This is a genomic window from Gilliamella sp. M0320, from assembly GCF_016101635.1.
Taxonomy (GTDB): Bacteria; Pseudomonadota; Gammaproteobacteria; order Enterobacterales; family Orbaceae; genus Gilliamella; species Gilliamella apis.
Genome location: NZ_JACFQD010000003.1, coordinates 261,340 through 284,318 on the forward strand (window position 1 = coordinate 261,340; position 22,979 = coordinate 284,318).

Genomic DNA, 22,979 nt, shown 5'->3' on the forward strand with positions numbered 1-22,979 from the left:
TAATGAAAACTTCACTTCCTGAGTTTAATCAAGCAAATGTTCTGGTTGTTGGCGATATCATGTTAGATCGCTATTGGTATGGAGGTACTAACCGTATATCACCAGAAGCACCAGTGCCAATTGTTAAAGTTGATGCTCTAGAAGAACGCGCCGGCGGTGCAGCCAATGTAGCTATGAATATAACCTCTTTGGGTGGTAGCGCAAGATTAATTGGTTTTACCGGTATTGATGAGCCAGCCAAAGTACTTGATGAACAACTGACTAAACGTAATGTCCATTGTGATTTTGTATCAGTCTCAACTCATCCAACAATTACCAAATTAAGAGTTTTATCTAGAAATCAACAACTCATTAGAATCGATTTTGAAGAGGGTTTTAATAGTGTTGATCATACACCTATTTTAGAACGTATTGAAAGTGCGCTTTCAACCTCTAAAGTATTAGTGTTATCTGATTATGCTAAAGGAGCCTTAACCGCTGTACAAGCAATGATTAAACAAGCTCAGAAAGCAAATGTACCAATATTGGTTGATCCGAAAGGTACTGATTTTGAGCGTTATCGTGGTGCAACACTATTGACGCCAAATATGTCTGAATTTGAAGCGGTTGTCGGTGTTTGTAAAACAGAGCAAGAGATTATCGAAAAGGGCTATCAACTGATTAAACAGTATGATTTTAAAGCATTACTTGTCACTCGCAGTGAAAAAGGGATGACGTTATTACAGTTAGATAAGCCTGTTTATCATCTACCTACGCAAGCCAAAGAAGTATTTGATGTTACTGGTGCTGGTGATACGGTGATAGCGACCTTAGCTGCTTCATTAGCCGCAGGACAATCACTTGAAGAAAGCTGTTTTTTAGCTAATGCAGCTGCAGGTGTTGTGGTTGGCAAGTTAGGGACATCTACGGTATCTCAAGTTGAATTAAGTAATGCTATCCGTGCTCGTACTGATGATGGTTTCGGCGTAATGACTGAAGAGACATTAAAAGAAGAAATTCGCAAAGCACGCTTGCGCGGTGAAAAAATTGTCATGACTAATGGCTGTTTTGACATCTTACATGCAGGACATGTCTCTTATCTTGCTAATGCCCGTAAACTTGGTGATCGTTTGGTTGTGGCGGTAAATAGCGATGCCTCTGTAAAACAATTGAAAGGGCAGTCCCGACCAATTAACCCATTAATGCAAAGAATGATAGTATTGGGCGCGTTAGATTCAGTGGATTGGGTGGTTCCTTTTGAGGAAGAGACGCCACAACGATTAATTGCCAGTATATTACCTGATGTATTAGTCAAAGGTGGCGATTATAAACCTGAAGATATTGCCGGTGGAAAAGAAGTTATTGAGGCCGGTGGAGTAGTTAAAGTCCTCAATTTTGAAGATGGTTGTTCCACCACTAATATCATTGATAAAATTAAACAACAATAAATAATATCTGGTAATAATTGGCTACTTATTTAAGTAGCCAATTATTTAAGTAGATGATTACTCTTATTTAATTTTTTCCATTATTTTTATCTTTGTTTTATCTCAATTAAGATTTATTTTAGTATCAATAAAGATCACATATTTAATGACTAATAAGGAATAAAATAATGAAACTAAAAATTACAGTGTTGTTAATGATATTAATGAGTGTCGCTTGTCATCGAGTACCTGTTCAAAAATATCTATATGAAGCAAATCTCCATGACCCAGAACTGATATTCACCACTGAAACTTATTATCCTACCTATTTTTCTTTAAACATTTATGATGGTAAAACTAGCAACTGCGCTAATTTTCAAAGTCTTGGCTATGTATTCCCACATAAAATTGTACCATTTAATATTTATCCTAAATACGTTCCCTCAATTGAAACTAAATCTCCAGCCAATAAACTTGTTACGGTTATTGGCAAATCACGAGATGATAAAGTTTCTTGTACCACAAAATATCACCAATTTACCGCTGAATTGGGTAAGACATATAATATTTTATATAAACTTGAAGACAGAAAATGTTATCTTGAGATTACCGAAAAAATGAATTCTAAACCTGTCAATTCTCAGGCATTGAATAAATGTGCGGAATAATCATATCAATAGCAATATTATTATGCTAATGAATAAAATTATTCTCCGAAACTAATCAATAGTTAATAACTATCGTTAAATTTCATAATTAATACTTTTTTTATTGTCGGCTTTATGCAAAGCTATTATCCATTAATTGCTAATTTGTTTTTAAGGATTTTTTATATGACTAAACACTATGACTATATTGCTATCGGTGGTGGTAGTGGTGGTATTGCCTCAATTAACCGAGCTGCATCATATGGTAAAAAGTGTGCCATTATTGAGGCTAAATTATTGGGTGGTACTTGTGTAAATGTTGGATGTGTGCCGAAAAAGATTATGTGGTATGGTGCACAAATTGCCGAAGCGATTAATCACTATGGCCCTGATTATGGATTTGATACAACAATTAATCATTTTGATTGGGATAAACTCATTGCAAGCCGAACAGCTTATATTGATCGTGTTCATCAATCTTATGATCGTGTATTAAATAATAATAATGTCGATGTGATCCATGGCTATGGCAAATTTGTTGATGCAAAAACGATTGAAGTTAATGGCGAACACTATAGTGCCGATCACATACTCATTGCTGTAGGTGGAAAGCCAACGATTCCAAATATACCAGGAGCACAATATGGTATCACTTCTGATGGATTTTTTGAGTTAAAAGCACTCCCTAAACGAGTAGCAGTTGTTGGAGCTGGTTATATAGCTTGTGAAATTGCCAGCGTGTTACATTCACTTGGCGCTGAAACACATCAATTTGTTCGCCAAGGTACCCCATTACGAGCTTTCGATCCGCTAATCGTAGAAACACTTATGGAAGTGATAACCAATGATGGCCAGCATCTGCATACCTTTGCCATTCCATCTTCTGTTAGCAAAAATAGTGACCAATCATTAACGTTAACATTAGAAAATGGTGAGAGTTATACTGTTGACTGCTTAATATGGGCAATCGGTCGTGAACCAGCAACCAAAGAAATGAATTTATCTGCTGCCGGCATTAAAGTTGATAACAATGGATTTATTATTGTGGATGAGTTTCAAAATACTAATGTCTCTGGTATTTATTCGGCAGGTGATGATACAGGCGCTGCAGCATTAACCCCTGTTGCGGTGGCTGCCGGTCGCCGTTTATCGGAACGACTATTTAACAATAAACCAAATGAACATTTAGATTATTCTAATATTCCAACAGTAGTGTTTACTCACCCACCGATTGGTACAGTTGGTTTAAGTGAACCGCAAGCTATATTGCAATATGGTCCAGAAAACGTCAAAGTTTATAAATCTACTTTTACTGCTATGTATACCGCGGTCACATCGCATCGACAACCTTGCCGAATGAAATTAGTTTGTGTTGGTGAACAAGAAAAAATAGTTGGTATTCATGGTATTGGTTATGGTATGGACGAAATCTTACAAGGCTTTGCTGTAGCATTGAAAATGGGAGCAACTAAAAAAGACTTTGATAATACTATTGCAATTCATCCAACAGCAGCGGAAGAATTTGTCACAATGCGCTAATATTTATCATTTATCTTACTTTTTAACGAAAACAGGGCTATAGCCCTGTTTTTTTATTAATAGTCGTTAATGATCCGAATTATTTTGCCAGCCATTTTGGGCTAATGAAGTAAAGCCAACTACAACAGCCAGTAAAGCAACAGCTGAAATATAAATACCTGCGCCAAGATAACTAAATTCACCTAATAAGTGATCTGGACTTAACAAATAAATAGTTAACGTTGGAGTAATTGCACTAAATAGTGCGTAGGCTAAATTATAAGAGAACGATAATCCTGAATAACGAATTGCCGGTGGAAACGTTCTAGTGCCGATAATTGGTGTCATAGCTATCGAGCCAATAAATAGGCCAAATAGTGCCCAAATCGAATAAAGTTTTGTTAATGACATATCTGGCGCTAATGAACTGTAAAAATAGATACTGACTACTGCTAATCCGCCCCAAGTCAGGATTACTGTTTTAGCTGTACCTAATTTATCATCTAACCAGCCAGAAATAACACAACCAATAGATAAGGTTAAAGCGGCAATACAGCCACCAATACGCCAATCAAGATTAGCAAAATGGTACATACCGCCGACAATACGACCCGGGGTAATTAAAATACCGACCATAATAGCGGTAGATAATGACCAAGTTAATAAAGCGACAATCAAACATGCTGTTTTGTGTTTTTTTAATACAGTAACCACAGGTATACTTTTTTCTAAAGCTTTACGTGCAGCTAACTCTTTAAAAATTGGCGTTTCAGATAAAAATTTGCGTAAATATACTGAAATAACCCCAAAAATACCACCAATAATAAAAGGAATACGCCATGCATAATCCAAAATATTTTGGTTAGTAAAATAGAGATCAATAATAATTGTGACGAAAAAGCCAAGTAGGATACCACCAGTAATGCCTGATGTTAGAGTGCCGACACCTAAACCATAACGTTGTTTTGGGGTATGCTCTGCAATAAATACCCATGCGCCAGGCATTTCACCGCCGATAGCAGCGCCTTGTAGCATTCGCATCAATAACAATAATAATGGCGCCACAATACCAATTGTTTCATAAGTAGGCAAAATACCAATGATAAAAGTAGGTAAAGCCATCATCGCCACACTTAAGGTAAACATTCTTTTACGACCAACTTTATCACCAAAGTGCGCCATAATAATGCCACCAACAGGGCGAACTAAGTAGCCTGCTGCAAAAATTCCCCAAGCAAATAAATCTAACGTTAACGGCGATAATGTATGGGGTAAAAATAACGGTTTGACAATAGTATCAATATAGAGAGCATAGATAACAAAGTCATAAAATTCTAATGTCCCCCCTAAAGAGGATAATATCAATGTTTTTAAATCTTTACTGTTCAATGGACGTGCCACTGGTTGCCATTCAGCATTAATCTCGGATTGATTCATGAAAAAACCTTATTGTTATAGTTAAATAGATATAGCCAATTAAGAAAATGATTGTATTTTGACTAAATCTTAATAGTGAATGGTCATTCTGCCATAAAAAATAGACTTTTTTTTAATCATAAAAAAATTTAATCAATGACAATGATATGTCTGTTTGATTTATAATCAGTATAAAAAATGATATTAAATGAAAATTCTATTCAATTATCACGTATAATATTTTTGAAACATAAGGATGAAATAATAATGACAAAACGATGCAGTTGGGTGACAAATGACCCGTTATATATTGATTATCATGATAAGGAATGGGGGAATCCACAATATGATAGTCTAAAACTATTTGAAAAAATCTGTCTTGAAGGCCAGCAAGCAGGATTATCGTGGATTACTGTTCTAAAAAAACGAGATGAATATCGTCGATGCTTTTTCAATTTTGAACCGCAAAAAATTATCCAATTAACGGCGGCTGATATAGAATCATTACTTGAAAATGAAGGATTAATTCGTAACCGACTAAAACTTAATAGCATTGTAAAAAATGCTCATGCCTACTTAGCTATGCAAAGTAATAATGAGGATTTTTCTCAATTTATTTGGTCCTTTGTTAATGGTAAACCTATAATTAACCACTTTAATGATATAAGTGAAGTTCCAGTTAGCACCGAAATATCAGATAGAATGTCAAAAGCACTAAAAAAGAGAGGTTTTTCTTTTGTTGGAACAACGATCTGTTATGCATTTATGCAATCAATGGGATTAGTTGACGACCATTTTGAAAATTGTTTTAAAAAATGAGAGGTATTATATGATAATCATTAAATTAATTAGATGGTTACTGATATTAATACTATTTTATTTTGTTATTTGTAATATTATTATTTTTATTTATGCTCACCAAAAACCAGCAGCCAATGCTGATACTCTGGTGGTATTAGGTTCACAAGTTGTTGGCACACCAGCACAAGCTCCTTTAACGTTACAAATTCGCTTGAATACTGCATTTAATTATTTGCAAGATAATCCCAATACAAAAGTAATTGTATGCGGAGGGCGGGGGAGTGATGAATCAGCGACTGAAGCGAGTGTGATGGCTGATTATTTAATCAAAAAAGGTATCGAATCTTCCAGGGTCTATTTAGAAGATAGATCAAGACGAACGGCACAGCAATTTGTGTATGCTAATCAAGTTTTACCATTGGGCAAGACAGTTGTGGTGACTAATGATTTCCATATTTTACGTTCAATCATGTTAGCTAAACGATCTAATATTGATGATATTTCCGGTTTGTCAGCGCCATTAAGTTATAGCAATTTTGATAAATATATCGCCATGATAAGAGAACCATTAGCTTTACTTAACTCATGGCTATTTGATCATCCATTAGATTATGTTGAAACTAAAAATGATAATTAATCGGTTTCATTGCTTTAGACTATTTCACTTTACAGATTTTTAATGGTTGTCGTGGTATGATTAACCATTTCTATTTAAATTAAAATTGATAAATATGAATACAGATACAATTGTTGCACAAGCGACACCTCCAGGTCGTGGCGGAGTTGGAATATTGCGTGTTTCCGGCCCTAAAGCGCAAGATGTTGCTAAAGCCGTTTTAGGTATTTTACCTAAGCCTCGCTATGCCCATTATTTACCTTTTTTAGCATCGGATGGTACAACCTTAGATGAAGGTATTGCGCTATTTTTTCCTAATCCGCACTCGTTTACGGGGGAGGATGTGCTTGAATTGCAAGGTCACGGTGGCCCAGTTATTTTAGATATACTTCTAAAGCGAATTTTAGAAATTTCTGGTGTGCGGATTGCAAGACCGGGCGAATTTTCAGAGCGAGCATTTTTAAATGATAAACTTGATTTAGCTCAAGCCGAAGCGATTGCAGACTTAATTGACGCTAGCTCGGAGCAAGCAGCAAAATCAGCCTTATCTTCTCTACAAGGGGTATTTTCTAAAAAAATTAATACACTGGTTGAAGCATTAATTCATCTACGTATTTTTACTGAAGCAGCTATTGATTTTCCAGAGGAAGAGATAGACTTTTTATCTGATGGAAAAATAGCGGCAGAACTTGAGCAAGTCATACAACGATTAAACGAAGTCCGTCAAGAAGCTAAACAAGGTTCATTATTACGTGAAGGTATGAAAGTCGTCATAGCGGGTAGACCTAACGCTGGTAAATCAAGTTTACTTAATGCATTAGCTGGACGAGATGCCGCTATCGTAACGGATATAGCTGGAACAACGCGCGATGTTTTACGTGAACATATCCATATTGATGGAATGCCTTTACATATAATCGATACTGCCGGCTTACGTGAAGCTAGTGATGAAGTTGAACGTATTGGTATTGAGCGAGCATGGCAAGAGATTGATCAAGCCGATCGCGTTTTATTTATGGTCGACAGTACAACAACTAATGAGACAAATCCTGAAAAACTCTGGCCAGAATTTATTGAACGTTTACCGAAAAACATGCCTGTCACAGTTATTCGCAACAAAGCTGATTTAACTGGTGAACCATTGGGTTATAGTGAACAAAATGGCTATTGTCTTATTCAATTATCAGCAAGAACCGGTGAAGGTATTACATTATTACGTGATCATCTCAAACAAGTTATGGGCTTTACTAGTAGCACCGAAGGTGGTTTTTTGGCTCGTCGCCGACATCTACAAGCACTTGAGAAAGCAGCAGAGCATTTAAATAATGGTCAATACCAACTTAACACCTTCCATGCTGGTGAACTATTGGCGGAAGAACTAAGATTAGCTCAAGAAGCACTAAGTGAAATTACAGGTGAATTTACTTCTGATGATTTATTAGGACGAATATTCAGTTCATTCTGTATTGGCAAATAAGTTAGGGTTTACTCACTTCCACTCTTATCCATGAATAAGGCATAACATTTTGTTATGCCTTAATTTTATCTACAGATTATTCTATGTAGAGGAATGTTGCAAACATGGGCTGACTTTGTGGATACACAAATTGATGACGATAAAAAGGTGATCATTGGTCGTTTTGGTAAAGTATATAAAGCGGAATAAACCTAAACAAATATATACCTACTATTAACAGTCTTACTACTTTTTATTATAGCGTGTAGGCCAGATCTCAGAGGGATGAAGTTCTAATTCTTGTGCTATAAGAGCTTCTCCTTTTGGCCAAGGGCGATATAAAGTATTTGCTAGTGTTGTTGAAGACAATCCCGCGCGTCTGGATACTGCCGCTAACGTCGTTCTTTTTTCTTTAAAGTAGCAATAATATCTACTTTGTGCCAATCACTTTTTTCCATAATGATCTCCTCCTAGTAACTAAATAGATTAATGTTAATTAGTAATAATTTAATGTTGATTATAAGTCACATTTATGTGATGAATCCATTAAAATGTGACTTATAGTCCGTGGTCTGATAAGCAACATGACGTAATAATAAACAGATGAGAAATTCTGATAAAATAAAAGTTCTTTTTGGACAACGCGTTAAAAAGCTTAGACAACAGGCTGGTATGTCTCAGGAAACATTTGCTGATAAATGTGGGCTTGATCGTACCTATGTTAGTGGTATTGAGCGTGGGATAAGAAATCCTACTTTAGAAGTAATCGAGGTGATTGCCAGAGGGTTGGATATTGAATTAAATCATTTGTTTGACTTTTAAGATTATCAATATTGTAAGAGAGTATATAGTTATGGAATGGATAGTGCTTATTGTTTTAGGAATTGCAATTATTATTGCTTGGAATGTTTATTCAACAAAAAAGAGAAGGGAATATTTATTGAATAAATATGGTGATGCGGAAATTGTTGAAAGCATCATGAAACGTTGTTTTTGGGTTGGTCAAACAGCGGAACAATTAGTTGATTCTTTAGGTTCTCCTGCAGACAAGTCTGTCAAAATTATGAAAACAAGATATAGAGAAATATGGAAATATAACCAGACAGGTAAGAACCGATATGGTTTGCGGATTACTCTAGACGATCATATTGTACAGACTTGGGAGCAGAAATAATATTTAGTACCCATACTTGTGCTCATTATGATACATAAATTTGTTAAAAACTAATATAATCAAATAAATAAATTTATTTTTGAACTTTTGTATTGTAAGTTGAATGTGCATATAAATTCACCCCGTTAACCAATATTTCCCATAATAAACCCCATATTGCTTTCTAAGCATTATGGGTTTAATTCATCTAGCCATTTAAAATATAGGGATAGATGCGAAAAGATTTATCCCTAATTTAAAATGATAAACAACCTATGCTAACTTATTTATTCTTGCCGGCATTATTGGGTACTAAAATTAAAATTGAAACAAAACATAACAGACAAAAGCCAACATTAATCCACAGTCCAATTGCTGCTGCTGTCGCTATACTTTGCCCATTAGCAATAATTGCAGCATAGGTTGAGGCTGAAATAGCGACACCAAATGCACCACCTAATGAGCTTGCCATTTTATATATTCCTGATGCAACACCAACTTTATCTTCCGGAGCACTAGCTATTGCGGTATCAATTGATGGTGTAGCATAAAACCCTAAGCCAAGACCCAATAAAATATAGCCGGCTAACACCGAAATAATATAAAACATGTCGGGTAAGAAAGTCAGTGTCATCAAGGCAATACCCGTACCGGTAATTAACGGCCCGAGTAACATTGGTTTTTTCGCTCCGACTTTTTGTAAGATTTTTTCACCAACTCGAATCATACATAAAACTGAAACTAAATAACCAATGGTCAATAATCCATTTTCGAAAGGAGTAAAGCCTCTTCCTTGTTGGGTATAAGTACTGGCAACAATTAAAGTCCCGGCAACAGAATTGAGCAGAAAGTTAGATAAGGTAGCACCACGATAAGGGACGTTCTTAAACAGTGAAAAATCTATAAATGCGCCATTAGCTTTGCGATTTTCTATAACAAAAAATAAAATCAGAAAAACCAAACATATCGTAGCGAGTGATAATGTCATTACACTAGTCCAACCAAAAGTAGATCCTTTGGTGATGACAAGGTTTAACGTTACTAAAGTAATAACAAAAACAAATAGCCCAGCATAATCAAATTTGGGCAAGCTTGATGGATCGTCAATTTTAGTTTCTGGTGTCCCTTTCAATAACAGCATACCTAACACAGCACAGCTGATTGAGATAATAAAAATCCATTGCCAACCCAAATAGGTTGCTATCGCACCGCCGGCAAGCAGGCAAGTACCTGAACCGCCCCAAGATCCTATCGACCAAAAGCTTAATGCGCGCTGACGATCTTTACCTTGATAATAGGTTTTCACTAACGCCAATGTCGATGGCATAATGCAGGCAGCAGATAAACCTTGAATAATCCGACCAATGGTAAAAAGTACTTCACCTTGTGCTAAGATCAAACAAAGACAACCAATAATACTTAAAATAAAACCTAAATAGGTAAAACGAACACGGCCAAAGCGATCAGCTAATCCGCCAGCAACGACAATAAAACAACCTGAAAACAGAGCGGTTAAACTGACAGCTAGATTGAACGATGCAGGTGTAATACCGATACTATGTTGAACAGCCGGCCCGACATTGACAATAGACTGAGCAAAAAGCCAAAAAGTAATCACCCCTAATACAATGCCGAATGTTAACCGGTTATGACTTTTAAACTGCTCTATGGCTGAATTTTGAGTATTTGACATATTTAAATTTGACATAGCTGCACATTAATCCTTATATGTTTAAATAGCTTTCAGTTAATGCCACCCAATATGATGCAGCGGTAACAATACATTTATCATTAAAATCATAACCAGGATTATGCACACTACAAAAACCAGGTTCATTGCCATTACCGATAATCATATAGCAGCCATTAGGATTACTTTCTAACATAAAAGCAAAATCTTCACTGCCCATAAAAGGATGACAATTATCATGGACGCGATCTTCGCCAACTAATTTTTGGGCAACATCAAAGGCAAATTTTGTTGCATCTGCACCATTATGTAAAACCGGACTACCATTGACATGCTCAATTTGTACTGAGGCGCCAAAACTTTCTGCTTGCGCAGTTGCAACTTCGCTAATCCGTTTAAGTAATAAAGCACGAGTATCGTTATCCAGTGCTCTAACCGTTAACTTCATTAATGCATCGCTATTAACAACATTCGGCGCTTCACCTGATTGAATACAACCAATCGTGATAACGGCTTGCTCAAATGGTGACACATTACGAGAAACAATGCTTTGTAAGGCCGTGCCGATATAACAGGCAACAAGCGTGGCATCAATTCCTCGTTCTGGCATTGCTCCATGGGCACCTTTACCTTTAATATGAATATGGATCGTATCGGATGAGGCCATAAGTGCGCCGGATTTGAAATAAAAATGACCTTCTTTAAAACCAGGCATGTTGTGGATACCGAAAATAACATCACAAGGAAATTGTTTAAATAAACCATCGTCAACCATTACTTTACCACCATATAACAACTCTTCAGCTGGTTGGAAAATAACATGCAAAGTGCCATCAAAATTACGGGTTTCGGCAAGATATTTGGCTGCACAAAGTAAAATAGTGGTATGACCATCATGGCCACAACCATGGAATTTGCCATGGGTTTGACTGCTCCATGGTTTTCCTGATGCTTCAATAATAGGTAGCGCATCCATGTCGGCTCTAATACCAATTTTTTTATCACTAGTGCCATTTTTTAAAACACCAACTACCCCGGTTTTTGCTAAACCACGATGTACTTCATAGCCCCACTCAGCTAATTTACTTGCCACTAAATCGCTGGTTTTATGTTCTTCAAAACCTAATTCAGGATGTTGATGAATTTGATGGCGAATATCAATAAACTCTTGCTCTGTTTTTCTAATCGTTTCCATAATATGCTGCATTTTAGGCTCCTAATTAACCTGAATATCGTTATGAAAAAAATAAAAAGAAGGGAACTACACATCTAAACTATGATTAACACTATGATTAAATTTAAAACCTGCAAACAACTTAATCAGTAAAACAGCTTAGATGAATAAATATACAATAACCGCTATTCTTGTGAATGTCGATGATTTCTATAAGATAATATTTGAAAATTGTTATATCGAATTAGCATTGAGGTAATAGTCTGATCGAAAAAATGACTTGGCACATTATCCATTAACCAACTTTATTATCGGCTAAATAAAACTCAATACCTTATGATATATAGTTAAAGAACTTCTCTTAAGACAACTGGTTTTCCATGACGTATACCAACGGTTATAGCTGTTTTTCTATTATGGATCTCAAATATCAATTAAACGGTATACACTTCTCAATTATTTTTACAAAAAATATAGATCAAAATAAATTCTTAGCTTAATCTCATTGAGCATATTAAAAATTTGGTTAATTTATTTTTCCAAGTAGGCTTGGTTTTAGTTTGTTTTGGCGTAATATAAAGATTAAATTTTAATTCATTAATGGCAATAGCTAGCAAATTTGTTTTATTTAAAGAATAATCTGATTTTTCTATCGGTTGCCATTGATAATTTATCGGTAAATTATTAAATAACCAAAAGGGGTTAATGATGAAATTAATAGTCGATAATATGAGTTGTCAGCATTGTGTTAAAACCATTACTAAAGCAATTAATGATATTGATCCTAAAGCGAAAGTTACTGTTGATTTAGCTAAGCATGAAGTTGATATTGATGGTGGTACTATCTCGCAAGAAGCGGCAATTGCAGCAATTAATGAAGCGGGATTTGAGTTTGTCGGTATTGCTTATTAACAGTATTTAGCGTTATTAAATTTTAGGCGATTATCTCATCGCCTAAATCTTCGAGAGTACTTTTATCAAATCATCGATTAACAGTTTTTGTATACTTCTACCACCATTGATAAAAATGGTGAGTAGGCCCAATTCCCTTACCAATTTTTAAACTATCTGCATGTTCAATAGCGCCTTGTAGGTATTTTTTGGCTTGTTTAACCGCTTCTTCTAAATGATGTTTCGGTAACAAGGCTGCAATTGCTGCAGAGAGGGTACAACCTGTACCATGGGTATTTCTCGTTGCGATCCTCGGTGATGTCATTCTAATGATGTTGTCGTGAGTGATTAAATAATCAGGGCTTTCTTGACTTGGCAAATGTCCGCCTTTCATTAAGACTGCCTGACAACCCAATTTTAGTAACTCATAACCTTGTCGTTGCATTTGCTCTTCGTTTTTTGCCTCACTACAATCAAGTAATGCAGCCGCTTCAGGTAGATTAGGGGTGATGATTGTGGCTAATGGTAATAATAGATCTCGAATAGCAGAAACGGCATCAGCTTTTAACAATGGATGTCCGCCTTTAGCAATCATTACGGTATCAAGCACAATATTGGCAATAGGATGATTGTTTAATAGCTGATGAACTGTAGTAACAATCTCTTTATTCATTAGCATACCAATTTTAACACTATCAATGTGGATATCTTGATATAGTGTATTAAACTGTGCTTCAATAAATTCAGCGGGAATAGCATGTACACCATTAACGCCTTGCGTACTTTGTGCGGTTAATGCGGTGATCACTGACATACCATAAGCACCAAGTGCTGAAAATGCTTTTAAGTCAGCTTGAATACCTGCGCCACCACTAGGGTCACTGCCTGCTATTGTTAATGCAACTGTTGTCATGATTTGGTTTCCTATTTTGCCAGTTTTATTTTACTGATTAGGTCTGATGTCGCTTTGGCAAGATTAGCTTGTCCGCATATTGCCGACACAACGGCAATACCTTCAATGCCAGTTTGGATTACTTCGGTTAAATTATTCGCGCCGATACCACCGATAGCCACGGCAGGGCATTGTTTCGCTTTAACCAGTTCTTTCAATTGAGCAATGCCTGTCGCGGCGGCAGCATCTTTTTTGGTTGCGGTTGGATAGATAGGCCCTATGCCAAGATAATCGACTAAATGCCAAGGAACATTCTCTAGTTGTGATTGATTTGAAACTGAAAGTCCTAACCATTTGTCTGTGCCAATTAAGCGTCGAGTAACGTCGACCGGTAGATCGCTTTGTCCTATATGAACGCCATCGGCATCAATGGCTAAAGCAATATCAACATGGTCATTGATAAATAGCGGAACTTGGGTACTACTTAACACTTCTTTGAGCGCTTGTGCGGCATCATACCAATTTTTACCAGAGTATTCTTGTTCTGAACGTAGTTGCACTGCGGTAACACCATTCTCAACAGCAATTTTGGTGGTAGTGACCATACCATCTATACCGCCACATAATAACGGATCGAGGACTAAATAGAGGGTTAAATCAAGTTGCTTTTTCATCAAACATCCTTATTTTTAGTTTTGATTGAATCGTGAAAGATGATCAATAACAGCAATGGCGAAACTACCTAACCCTTGTTGCTTACTAGCGAGCTGTCCTGCTTTTTTCATCATAAAACAAGCTGATGCGGTAGCGGTTAAACGATCACTAGTGGTTGCAATAAATGCTGCTACCATCGCAGATAACGAACAGCCGGTGCCAGTTACTTTAGTTAAAGCGATATCGCCACCGACAATGCTATAAATTTGTTCACCATCTGTGACATAATCTATCTCACCTGTTATTGCGACAATGGTTTGATATTTTTGTGCTAATAGTATTGCTGCATTTAATGCAGAATCGGTAGAATCAAGTCCATCAGGCCCTTTCGATGATGATTGTTGACCACTCAATGCGAGAATTTCAGAGGCATTTCCTCGAATAACACTCGGTCTAAAAGTTAACAGTTGTTTGGCAATTTCAGTGCGGTATTTAAGTGCCGCACCAATCGCTACAGGATCTAGTACCCATGGTGTCTGTGTTTGTTCAGCTTTTGCTGCAGCTAACAACATACTATTTGCGCTGTGCTCATCAATGGTACCAATATTAATTAATAAACTACTGGCAATAGTTACAAAGTCTTCAACTTCTTGTTTAGCAACGACCATTGCTGGTGAAGCTCCAATGGCTAATAAGACATTAGCGGTAAAATTCTGTACGACATCATTGGTAATGCAATGGACTAACGGTCGTTGTTGTTTAACTTGCTCAATAAAGGGAATGGCATCATTATTTTGAAATAACTGAATGGTAGACATATTCTTTCCTTATTTATTATTGATATTAAGGGAAGAATGTGTCAAAACGGATAATTAAGACGAAGACTTCCCTACGCTGGTATGAGCCAGATCAGGTTCAACGGGTAAAATCTCAGTTTTTTGTAGTAACAAAAAACACCCCGAGTCAAAAAACAATTAATAAAAACAGTTTTATTATCTACTGAGTTTATATTTTATACAAGCTATTGTAATAATCTTTCGATATCGCTAATAGATCGTCTATCTGGTAAGAAAATGATTAAGTGATCACCATCTTCGATCATTAAATCGGTATTAACAATAATCACATCTTCACCACGCACCACAGCACCAATAGTTGCCCCTGAAGGCAATTTTAGACTGTTAATATTTTTACCTACTAGTTTAGAGTTTTCAGTATCACCCTTAACGATCACTTCGACAATTTCTGATTCACCTTGCCGTAGTGAGACAACTTTTACCACGCCATTTTGTCTTACATGACTGAGTAATTCTGAAATAGTGGCATGTTGTGGTGAAATGGCAATATCAATTACGCTATCGTTTATCAGCTCTAAATAAGCTTGTCGTTGAATAAGTACGATTACTTTTTTTGCTCCCATCCTTTTGGCAAGCATTGATGACATAATATTTGATTCATCATCACTTGTCACTGCAACAAAAAGGTCGGTAAGTTCGACTTGTTCTTGCGATAATAGCTCTTGATCCGATGATTCACCATGTAATACGGTCGTATTAACTAACTGCTCGGCAATTAATTCTGCTTTTTCGGCATTACGTTCAATCAATTTAACTTGATAATCGTTTTCTAATCGCTTAGCTAAAGCAACAGCAATGCCACCACCACCACTAATGAGTATTCGTTTATAAGGCTTTTCTAACCGTTGTAATTCACTGGTTACCGCTTTGATGTTAAGCGGTGGGGTAATAAAGTAAACCATATCCCCAGCTTCAATCAAAGTTGAACCAATCGGACGAATAAAACGATTTTTACGATAAATAGCCACCACCCGCGCTTCGACATGAGGTAAATGTTCTTTTAGCTCTGATAATTCACTACCCACCAATGCACCACCATAGTAAGCTGTAACGGCAACTAAGCAGACTCGATTATCATAAAATGAGGCAAATTGTAGTGCGCCAGGATATTGCACTAGCTGGCTGATATGATTGGTGATTAGATTTTCTGGGGCTATAATATGATCGATATTAATACAATCTTTATTAAAAAATGAGTATCTTTCATCATTATATTCTGGAGCTCGAATACGTGCGACTTTTTGAGGAATATTGAACATCACATGCCCAATCTGGCAAGCCATCATATTGACCTCATCAGAATTGGTAACAGCGACTAACATGTCGGCAGATTCTGCACCAGCACTTTCTAATACTTGTGGATAAGATGATTTTCCACAAATAACTTGTAAATCAAAACGTTCTTGCAATGATTGCAACTTGTCATGATCTTCATCAACAACAGTCACATCGTTCTGTTTTTCGGTAACCAGATATTCGGCAAGAGCACTACCTGTTTGACCTGCACCAAGAATGATAATTTTCATAACTAACCTATGATAATCAAAAAGGCTTCAATGGCACTTTTCGTTAACAAAAACGATAGTGCGTTTAGTCATTAAAGCCAATTGATATTGTTTAGCGTTAATTGCAATCTAGTTTTACGGTTAATTATACAAAACCGATTGCGTCATAAACTTTTTTCAACGTTGGCTCTGCTTTTGCTCGAGCTTTTTGTGCACCTTCTTGCATAATTGTCAGAAGATAATTTTCATCATCACGATACTGATGATATTTTGCTTGTAAACCAGTTAACATATCAATAACTTGATTTGCGACCTCAGTTTTTAGATGGCCATACATTTTACCTTCGAATTCTTTCTCCAGTTCAGCGATAGGTTTACCCGTAATACCGGTTAATATATCTAACAGATTTGATACCCCCGTTTTATTTTTTAAATCATAACGTACGACAGGTGGTTCGTCAGAATCGGTCATTGCCCGTTTAATTTTCTTCTCGACATCTTTTGGATTTTCAAGTAAACCAATAACATTATTGCGATTTTCATCTGATTTAGACATTTTTTTGCTAGGATCTTGTAATGACATAACCCGAGCGCCAACTTTAGCAATAAATGGTTCAGGAACAGTGAAAATATCGCCATAAAGGGCATTAAAACGCATTGCAATATCGCGAGAAAGTTCAAGATGTTGTTTTTGGTCATCACCAACGGGAACTAAATTAGCTTGATATAACAAAATATCGGCAGCCATTAACACTGGATAATCAAAAAGCCCGGCATTTATATTTTCTGAATGACGAGAAGATTTATCTTTAAATTGTGTCATACGGCTCAATTCACCAAAATAGGTATAACAGTTTAATGCCCAACCTAATTCAGCATGTGCAGGCACATGGGATTGCACAAAAATAGTACTTTTTTGTGGATCAATACCACAGGCTAGATAAAGTGCTAATGTATCAAGTGTTGCTTTACGTAACTTATTAGGATCTTGGCGTACCGTGATCGCATGTTGATTGACGATACAATAAACGCAATCATATTCATTTTGCAAAGACACCCAATTCTTTAAAGCACCTAAATAGTTGCCTAATGTTAGTTCTCCTGATGGCTGAGCGCCACTAAATACAATTGGTTTACTCATAATTTATTCCTAATTTAAACTTATTATTTTTTTGCTTCAGCTTTTGGCTGAGGTAATAGGGTTAATATATCTTGAAAATCATCAAATAAAAAATCGGGTTCACTTGTTGCAATTGATTCGCCATAATTATAACCATAACTTAACGCAACAGTAGGGCAATTAGCATTTTTGGCTGCGGTAATGTCATTTTTCGAATCACCAACAAATAATAACTGATCATTGTATAATCCAAATGTTGCCATGACTTGATAAAGCGGAGCAGGGTGTGGTTTTAATTTAATTACATCACCGCCGCCGAGTACTAATGAAAAATACTCTTTGATACCTAATGAGCTTAGTAATCCCGGTAAAAATTGAGCCGGTTTATTAGTTACAAGTGCTAAAGGATAATGATTTTCATAAAGAGCTTTCAAGGTCTGTTTTACATGAGGAAACAGGGTTGTCTGTTCATCCATAACCTTATCATAATGCTGACTAAATATTTGTTTAGCTTCAGCAAAATATTCGTTTGACGAATTAATATCAATGGCTTTGAAAACGCGTTCAAGCATCACATCAATACCATTACCTACCCAATTTTTAACTTGTTCATTGGTAACTGTTGGTAAATTTAAATCTGCCAACATTTTCTGGGTTGCTAAAGCAAGTCCAGGTACGCTATCTACTAATGTTCCATCTAAATCAAAAGCAATAGCTTGAATATCATCTAATTTAGCCATGTTTTACTCCTGCTAACTCTTTACGCATTGCATCAATTACCGTTTTATAGTTAGGTTGACCAAATATCGCTGAGCCAGCAACAAACATATCGGCTCCTGCCTTGGCAATTTCAGCTATATTATCTACTTTTACACCGCCATCAATTTCTAGGCGAATATTTCTACCAGAATCAATAATGCGTTGTTTAATTTGCCGCAATTTTTTAAGCGTTGCTGGGATGAATGATTGACCACCAAAACCTGGGTTAACACCCATCAATAAAATAATATCAACTTTATCCATCACATAGTCTAAATGGTCAAGCGGTGTTGCTGGATTAAGCACAATACCGGCACTGCAACCATGATCTTTAATTAATTGTAATGAACGATCTAGATGAATTGTCGCTTCCGGATGAATAGATATGTTTGTTGCTCCAGCTTTGGCAAAAGAGGTAATTAGCTCTTCAACAGGAGAAACCATTAGATGGACATCAATTGGTGCACTAATTCCATAGTCTCGCAGTGCCTTACAAAACATACTACCCATTGTTAAATTGGGAACAAAATGATTATCCATCACATCGAAATGGACAACATCCGCTCCTGCATCTAATACTTTTTGGGTATCTTCACCAAGACGAGCGAAATCGGCGGATAGTATTGATGGTGCAATAATAAATTCATTCATAACATACCTCTACTCATAAACACCTTATACTTAAAAATAGCTTAAGATTTTTGGTATAAGGCCAATATTTCATCAATTTTTTTGCGTCCTTCGCCAGCGCAACTAATTGAGCGCCGCATTTCTGCTCGGTAAAGATGGCGCGCTTTACTATATAACGTTCTGGTATAGTGAGTATCATGATTTGATACTAGCACTGGAATCTCTTTTTTATAGGCAATTTGCTCAGCTAATTGTGACAACCTTTGATGTTCGTCAAACCCAAAATTATTAGAATAGTAGGCGGTAAAACCTGCTGTTTCATTAGGCGATAGATAAGGTGGATCACAATAAATAACGGAGTTACGTTTCGCCATTTTCATCGCTTTATGATAAGGCGTACAGACAAACTCAGCATTTTGCGCTTTTTTGGCAAAAAAATAGAGTTCCCTTTCCGGGAAATAAATAGTCTTGTAACGGCCAAATGGCACATTAAATAAACCACTATTATTATAACGACATAAGCCGTTGTAACAGTGACGATTTAAATAGACAAATAAAAGCGATCGTAAATATTGATCTTTACTATAATTAAACACATCACGTAGTTGATAAAATGCTTCAGCCTGGTTATTTTGATCATTAAATAGTAATTTAAGATCATTAATAAACAGCTCCGGATTGGATTGTAATAGCTTAAATAGTGCAATTAGATCATGATTGATATCAGCTAAAATATAACTTTTGAAGTTAGTATTTAAAAAAACGGAACCAGCACCTACAAAGGGCTCAATGAGTTGTTCACCTTCCGGTAGATACTGTTTTATAGTGTCTACAAGCTCATATTTTCCTCCAGCCCACTTTAAAAAGGCTCGTCGCTTCTTCAACGGAAACTCCTATTTTGTCATTGGTAGGATATATGAACAATATCCCTTACTATTTTGCCGATTTTTCTTTATTAATAGTTGCGCCAGATTTAACCCAAGGTTTATCTTTTTTTAGTGCATCTGGTAAAGACTTGATTGCTTTTCTGGCTTCATCAGCAGAATTATATGTACCATTAACTAAAATAAACCATTTGACATTATTTCGTTTAGTTTCATAAATTTGGTAATTGGTTATATTATGTTTTTTTACCAATTTTTTTAAACCTTCAAGCGAGGTTGAAGCACTCAGTTGAATTGAAAACTGATTACTCTTTATTTTGTCAATTTTAGTCGGTTTAGTATTTACTTTAGAACCACTAGTTGATTCAGTATCAGGTTTATTGACTTTAGATTCAACTTGGTTCGGCGAGTTTAGTCTATTATTATCCACATTATTATGCGATGAATTATTACCCTGATGAGTATTATGGTCAACTTGTGACTCAGGTTTACTCTCTGGTGAACTCTGAGTGTTTGCATCACTACCGTTACTACCAGTTAATTCGCTACTATTTTGTTGTTCATTAACATTGGTAATTGGTGCTGGCGCCATAGGCGATGGTACCGTATCAGATGCTTGACCTTGAGCTGTAGCCGTTGCAACATCATTGGATTGTGTTGTTATGGTTGGCTCAGGTTCTTGCGTTGAAACACCGCTAACTTCAGGAGGAGTTAGTTGTGTAGGAGCTTTTGGTTTTGACGAACGAAATAACATTGTACTAACTAATAAGACAATAATAACAACAGTTAACCCCATAATTATCAATTTCTTTTTCGAATAATGCTGAAAAAAATTGGTAATACTAAATGAGGGCGTAGACGGCTTATTGGATTGTTCTGATATATAACGATCATCTTTATCTACACGCATATTAACTCCTTAACCTATTAACAGGTTTAATGCCTTATAACCAACCATGGTTTATCGATCAATGATTTAAATTTGTTCTATTTTATCAATGATATATCCAGCAACACCTTTAGCACTTTGCTCATCGGTTTTAATTGTGATGTCAGCAATTTCTTCATAAAGAGGATCTCGTTCCTGAGCTAACTCTTCATAAAGTTCGCGAGGGGTATTGCCACCTTGTAATAAAGGACGACGTTTATCTTTTTGTGTTCTTGCCATTTGTTTTTCAATTGTTGTTTCTAAATAAACGACAATACCGCGTGCTGATAAACGATTACGCGTCTCTTTCGATAGTACTGAACCACCGCCGGTAGCAAGTACTACACCTTGTTTTTCAGTCAATTCATTAATGACTTTCTCTTCTCTGGCTCGGAATCCGTCTTCACCTTCTAAGTCAAAGATCCATGCAATATCAGCACCTGTACGTTTTTCGATCTCTTGATCAGAGTCAAAAAATTCCATGCCTAACTGCTGTGCAATTTGTCGGCCTATTGTGCTTTTTCCTGCCCCCATTGGGCCAATTAGAAAGATATTTCGCTTTTCTGCCATTGTAGTTTCATCATCTATTAATTTTGGTTAAAATTTACAACACAATATCAATTTGCTATGATTTTTATCATCATTTTATCTTTGAATTGTGTAACTTTCTTGGATCTCCGTCTAACGACAAAAATTTAGGTCGGTAATTATCTCAATAGATAGCCCCATTTTGCAACAGGTATTTATTAATCAGTTAACTTATTCCCGCTTGGTGTAGATCATGAATATTAAGTGCACCAACTAATTCACCTTGATTATTCACTACTGGCGCAGCTGTAATATTATGATCATTAAATGTTTTTAAGGCTTCGACCGCTTTCCAATTTTCCGGTATTTGATGTCCTGGACTGGTCATTACTTCAATAATATTGTCTTGTAGTGTACCATGTTTTAATAGTAATCGACGCAAATCCCCATCAGTAAAAACGCCAACAATTTTATTATCATCTTGGCATATTGCCACTAACCCTACACCGGTTCGACTTAATTCTAACATCGCATCGAGTACCGTTGCTGATTGTGAAACTTTAGGAATTAAATCTCCTTTTCGCATAATATCTTTTACGTGATTTAACAATTTAGCTCCTAGACTACCAGCAGGATGTGAACGAGCAAAATCTTCTTCTTTAAAACCACGAGCACGCATAACGGCAATAGCCAATGCATCACCCATTAATAATGTATTAGTTGAACTTGATGTTGGTGCTAGTCCCATTGGGCAAGCTTCTTTTTCAATTGAAATGTCTAATACTGCTTGGGCTGCTGTCGCAAGTGGCGAATCAAGGCCACCAGTAATAGCGATAACCGGAATATTCATAGCAGCAAGGATTGGTAAAATAAATTGAAACTCCTTTGCCCGACCAGAATAAGAGATCAAAATTACTACATCGTTTTCGGTTACCATGCCTAAATCACCGTGTAGCGCTTCAGAGGGGTGCATAAAAAAAGCTGGACTACCAGTACTAGCTAATGAAGCGGCGATTTTTTTTCCAATATGTCCTGATTTACCAATACCTGACACGACAACTTTTCCCTTGGTGGACAAGATGAATTGACAAGCCTTAATAAAGTCTTTACCAAGTCGGGCGGGTAACTTTTGTGCTTCGTGAAGTTCAAGTTCAAGAAGTTCTCGACCATATTGTAACAATTTATCCATGTTTAATTGCCTATTGAATTAAATTTACACAAAAATTAAATCTATAATCAATTTTATGATTATATTTAATCAGATTATGCTAGATAGTCTAACAATTAACTATTGAATATTCAAAAAGCTTTTAGAATTAAAAAACAAAATAAGTGAGACAATATTTAAGAATGGCGTTTTTAAAAGATTAACACTATGTTTTAAAGACTTAACGCTCTAATAATATTTACAAAATTTAGCAATTAAACCTTTAAATACAGTTGCATAGATTTTT

The 22,979-nt window shown here is 36.1% G+C and carries 23 protein-coding genes, 1 pseudogene and 1 riboswitch; of the genes and pseudogenes, 9 read left to right on the plus strand and 15 right to left on the minus strand.

Translation table 11 applies throughout. The features are described from left to right. The first annotated feature begins 2 nt into the window (after positions 1-2). The 3 genes from hldE to gorA all read left to right on the plus strand — a co-directional run bounded on the left by hldE (position 3) and on the right by gorA (position 3,592). Complete coding sequence (gene hldE / locus H3T83_RS05745) at positions 3-1,427, plus strand: bifunctional D-glycero-beta-D-manno-heptose-7-phosphate kinase/D-glycero-beta-D-manno-heptose 1-phosphate adenylyltransferase HldE (protein WP_198215324.1); 1,425 nt, start codon at positions 3-5, stop codon at positions 1,425-1,427. 167 nt (positions 1,428-1,594) lie between these two features. Beyond that, positions 1,595-2,074, plus strand: a complete 480-nt coding sequence (locus H3T83_RS05750) for a hypothetical protein (RefSeq protein ID WP_198215325.1) — start codon at positions 1,595-1,597, stop codon at positions 2,072-2,074. 165 nt (positions 2,075-2,239) lie between these two features. Next, positions 2,240-3,592 carry a glutathione-disulfide reductase gene (gene gorA, locus H3T83_RS05755; protein ID WP_198215326.1) on the plus strand — a complete coding sequence of 451 codons (1,353 nt, stop codon included), beginning with the start codon at positions 2,240-2,242 and terminating at the stop codon, positions 3,590-3,592. Positions 3,593-3,658: 66 nt separating this feature from the next. On the opposite strand, the gene H3T83_RS05760 is transcribed toward gorA, so the two are convergent. Continuing rightward, positions 3,659-5,008, minus strand: coding sequence for an MFS transporter (locus H3T83_RS05760; protein ID WP_065577525.1), 1,350 nt, complete (start codon positions 5,006-5,008; stop codon positions 3,659-3,661). 246 nt (positions 5,009-5,254) lie between these two features. On the opposite strand from H3T83_RS05760, the gene H3T83_RS05765 reads away from it, so the two are divergent. The 3 genes from H3T83_RS05765 (at position 5,255) to mnmE (ending at position 7,881) form a co-directional block, all read left to right on the plus strand. Further along, entirely contained in the window at positions 5,255-5,806 is a 552-nt protein-coding gene (locus H3T83_RS05765) for a DNA-3-methyladenine glycosylase I (protein ID WP_034901305.1), read from the plus strand. A 10-nt stretch (positions 5,807-5,816) separates the two neighbouring features. Continuing rightward, positions 5,817-6,425, plus strand: coding sequence for a YdcF family protein (locus tag H3T83_RS05770; protein ID WP_081299995.1), 609 nt, complete (start codon positions 5,817-5,819; stop codon positions 6,423-6,425). Between the two features lie 94 nt (positions 6,426-6,519). Next, positions 6,520-7,881 carry a tRNA uridine-5-carboxymethylaminomethyl(34) synthesis GTPase MnmE gene (mnmE, locus tag H3T83_RS05775; RefSeq protein ID WP_065614000.1) on the plus strand — a complete coding sequence of 454 codons (1,362 nt, stop codon included), beginning with the start codon at positions 6,520-6,522 and terminating at the stop codon, positions 7,879-7,881. 225 nt (positions 7,882-8,106) lie between these two features. On the opposite strand, the pseudogene H3T83_RS11540 reads toward mnmE, so the two are convergent. Further along, a pseudogene (locus H3T83_RS11540) lies at positions 8,107-8,318 on the minus strand (helix-turn-helix domain-containing protein). 145 nt (positions 8,319-8,463) lie between these two features. Between H3T83_RS11540 and H3T83_RS05785 the strand changes: the two are divergent. Beyond that, the gene (locus H3T83_RS05785; protein WP_086361940.1) at positions 8,464-8,682 is read left to right on the plus strand and encodes a helix-turn-helix domain-containing protein; all 219 of its coding nucleotides are present in this window, start codon (positions 8,464-8,466) and stop codon (positions 8,680-8,682) included. 31 nt (positions 8,683-8,713) lie between these two features. Next, entirely contained in the window at positions 8,714-9,034 is a 321-nt protein-coding gene (locus tag H3T83_RS05790) for a DUF2845 domain-containing protein (protein ID WP_086361939.1), read from the plus strand. Positions 9,035-9,296: 262 nt separating this feature from the next. Here the strand turns inward: H3T83_RS05790 and H3T83_RS05795 are convergent, their stop codons facing one another. Both H3T83_RS05795 and H3T83_RS05800 read right to left on the minus strand, forming a co-directional pair. Then, positions 9,297-10,721, minus strand: coding sequence for an MFS transporter (locus H3T83_RS05795; RefSeq protein ID WP_232351116.1), 1,425 nt, complete (start codon positions 10,719-10,721; stop codon positions 9,297-9,299). A 16-nt stretch (positions 10,722-10,737) separates the two neighbouring features. After that, complete coding sequence (locus H3T83_RS05800; RefSeq protein ID WP_198215327.1) at positions 10,738-11,910, minus strand: M20 aminoacylase family protein; 1,173 nt, start codon at positions 11,908-11,910, stop codon at positions 10,738-10,740. Positions 11,911-12,585: 675 nt separating this feature from the next. Between H3T83_RS05800 and H3T83_RS05805 the strand changes: the two genes are divergently transcribed. Next, a complete protein-coding gene (locus H3T83_RS05805; protein ID WP_198197801.1) occupies positions 12,586-12,789 on the plus strand; it encodes a heavy-metal-associated domain-containing protein in 204 nt (67 codons plus the stop codon). 97 nt (positions 12,790-12,886) lie between these two features. Here H3T83_RS05805 and thiD read toward each other — a convergent pair whose 3' ends face one another. The 11 genes from thiD to gutQ all read right to left on the minus strand — a co-directional run bounded on the left by thiD (position 12,887) and on the right by gutQ (position 22,714). Next, positions 12,887-13,681: a bifunctional hydroxymethylpyrimidine kinase/phosphomethylpyrimidine kinase gene (thiD, locus tag H3T83_RS05810; protein ID WP_198197799.1), complete on the minus strand. Its 795-nt coding sequence runs from the start codon at positions 13,679-13,681 to the stop codon at positions 12,887-12,889. An 11-nt stretch (positions 13,682-13,692) separates the two neighbouring features. Next, positions 13,693-14,334, minus strand: coding sequence for a thiamine phosphate synthase (gene thiE / locus H3T83_RS05815; protein ID WP_198215328.1), 642 nt, complete (start codon positions 14,332-14,334; stop codon positions 13,693-13,695). A gap of 15 nt (positions 14,335-14,349) precedes the next feature. Continuing rightward, on the minus strand, positions 14,350-15,123 hold the full coding sequence (thiM, locus tag H3T83_RS05820) for a hydroxyethylthiazole kinase (RefSeq protein WP_370528012.1): 774 nt from the start codon (positions 15,121-15,123) through the stop codon (positions 14,350-14,352). A gap of 60 nt (positions 15,124-15,183) precedes the next feature. Continuing rightward, positions 15,184-15,285, minus strand: a riboswitch (TPP riboswitch). Between the two features lie 50 nt (positions 15,286-15,335). After that, a complete protein-coding gene (gene trkA, locus H3T83_RS05825) occupies positions 15,336-16,697 on the minus strand; it encodes a Trk system potassium transporter TrkA (protein WP_086356703.1) in 1,362 nt (453 codons plus the stop codon). A gap of 124 nt (positions 16,698-16,821) precedes the next feature. Continuing rightward, positions 16,822-17,817 carry a tryptophan--tRNA ligase gene (gene trpS, locus H3T83_RS05830; RefSeq protein ID WP_065577517.1) on the minus strand — a complete coding sequence of 332 codons (996 nt, stop codon included), beginning with the start codon at positions 17,815-17,817 and terminating at the stop codon, positions 16,822-16,824. 23 nt (positions 17,818-17,840) lie between these two features. Then, a complete protein-coding gene (locus H3T83_RS05835; protein ID WP_065577516.1) occupies positions 17,841-18,536 on the minus strand; it encodes a phosphoglycolate phosphatase in 696 nt (231 codons plus the stop codon). Further along, the gene (gene rpe / locus H3T83_RS05840; RefSeq protein WP_198215330.1) at positions 18,529-19,206 is read right to left on the minus strand and encodes a ribulose-phosphate 3-epimerase; all 678 of its coding nucleotides are present in this window, start codon (positions 19,204-19,206) and stop codon (positions 18,529-18,531) included. Before rpe ends, H3T83_RS05835 begins: the two co-directional genes overlap by 8 nt. 41 nt (positions 19,207-19,247) lie before the next feature. After that, complete coding sequence (locus H3T83_RS05845; protein ID WP_034901325.1) at positions 19,248-20,069, minus strand: Dam family site-specific DNA-(adenine-N6)-methyltransferase; 822 nt, start codon at positions 20,067-20,069, stop codon at positions 19,248-19,250. A 49-nt stretch (positions 20,070-20,118) separates the two neighbouring features. Continuing rightward, positions 20,119-20,979 (minus strand): SPOR domain-containing protein, encoded by an 861-nt coding sequence (locus H3T83_RS05850; RefSeq protein WP_198215331.1) that lies wholly within the window; start codon positions 20,977-20,979, stop codon positions 20,119-20,121. Between the two features lie 66 nt (positions 20,980-21,045). Continuing rightward, positions 21,046-21,567: a shikimate kinase AroK gene (gene aroK / locus H3T83_RS05855; RefSeq protein ID WP_034901329.1), complete on the minus strand. Its 522-nt coding sequence runs from the start codon at positions 21,565-21,567 to the stop codon at positions 21,046-21,048. 184 nt (positions 21,568-21,751) lie between these two features. Beyond that, positions 21,752-22,714, minus strand: a complete 963-nt coding sequence (gutQ, locus tag H3T83_RS05860) for an arabinose-5-phosphate isomerase GutQ (protein ID WP_065614018.1) — start codon at positions 22,712-22,714, stop codon at positions 21,752-21,754. Positions 22,715-22,979 lie beyond the last annotated feature (265 nt).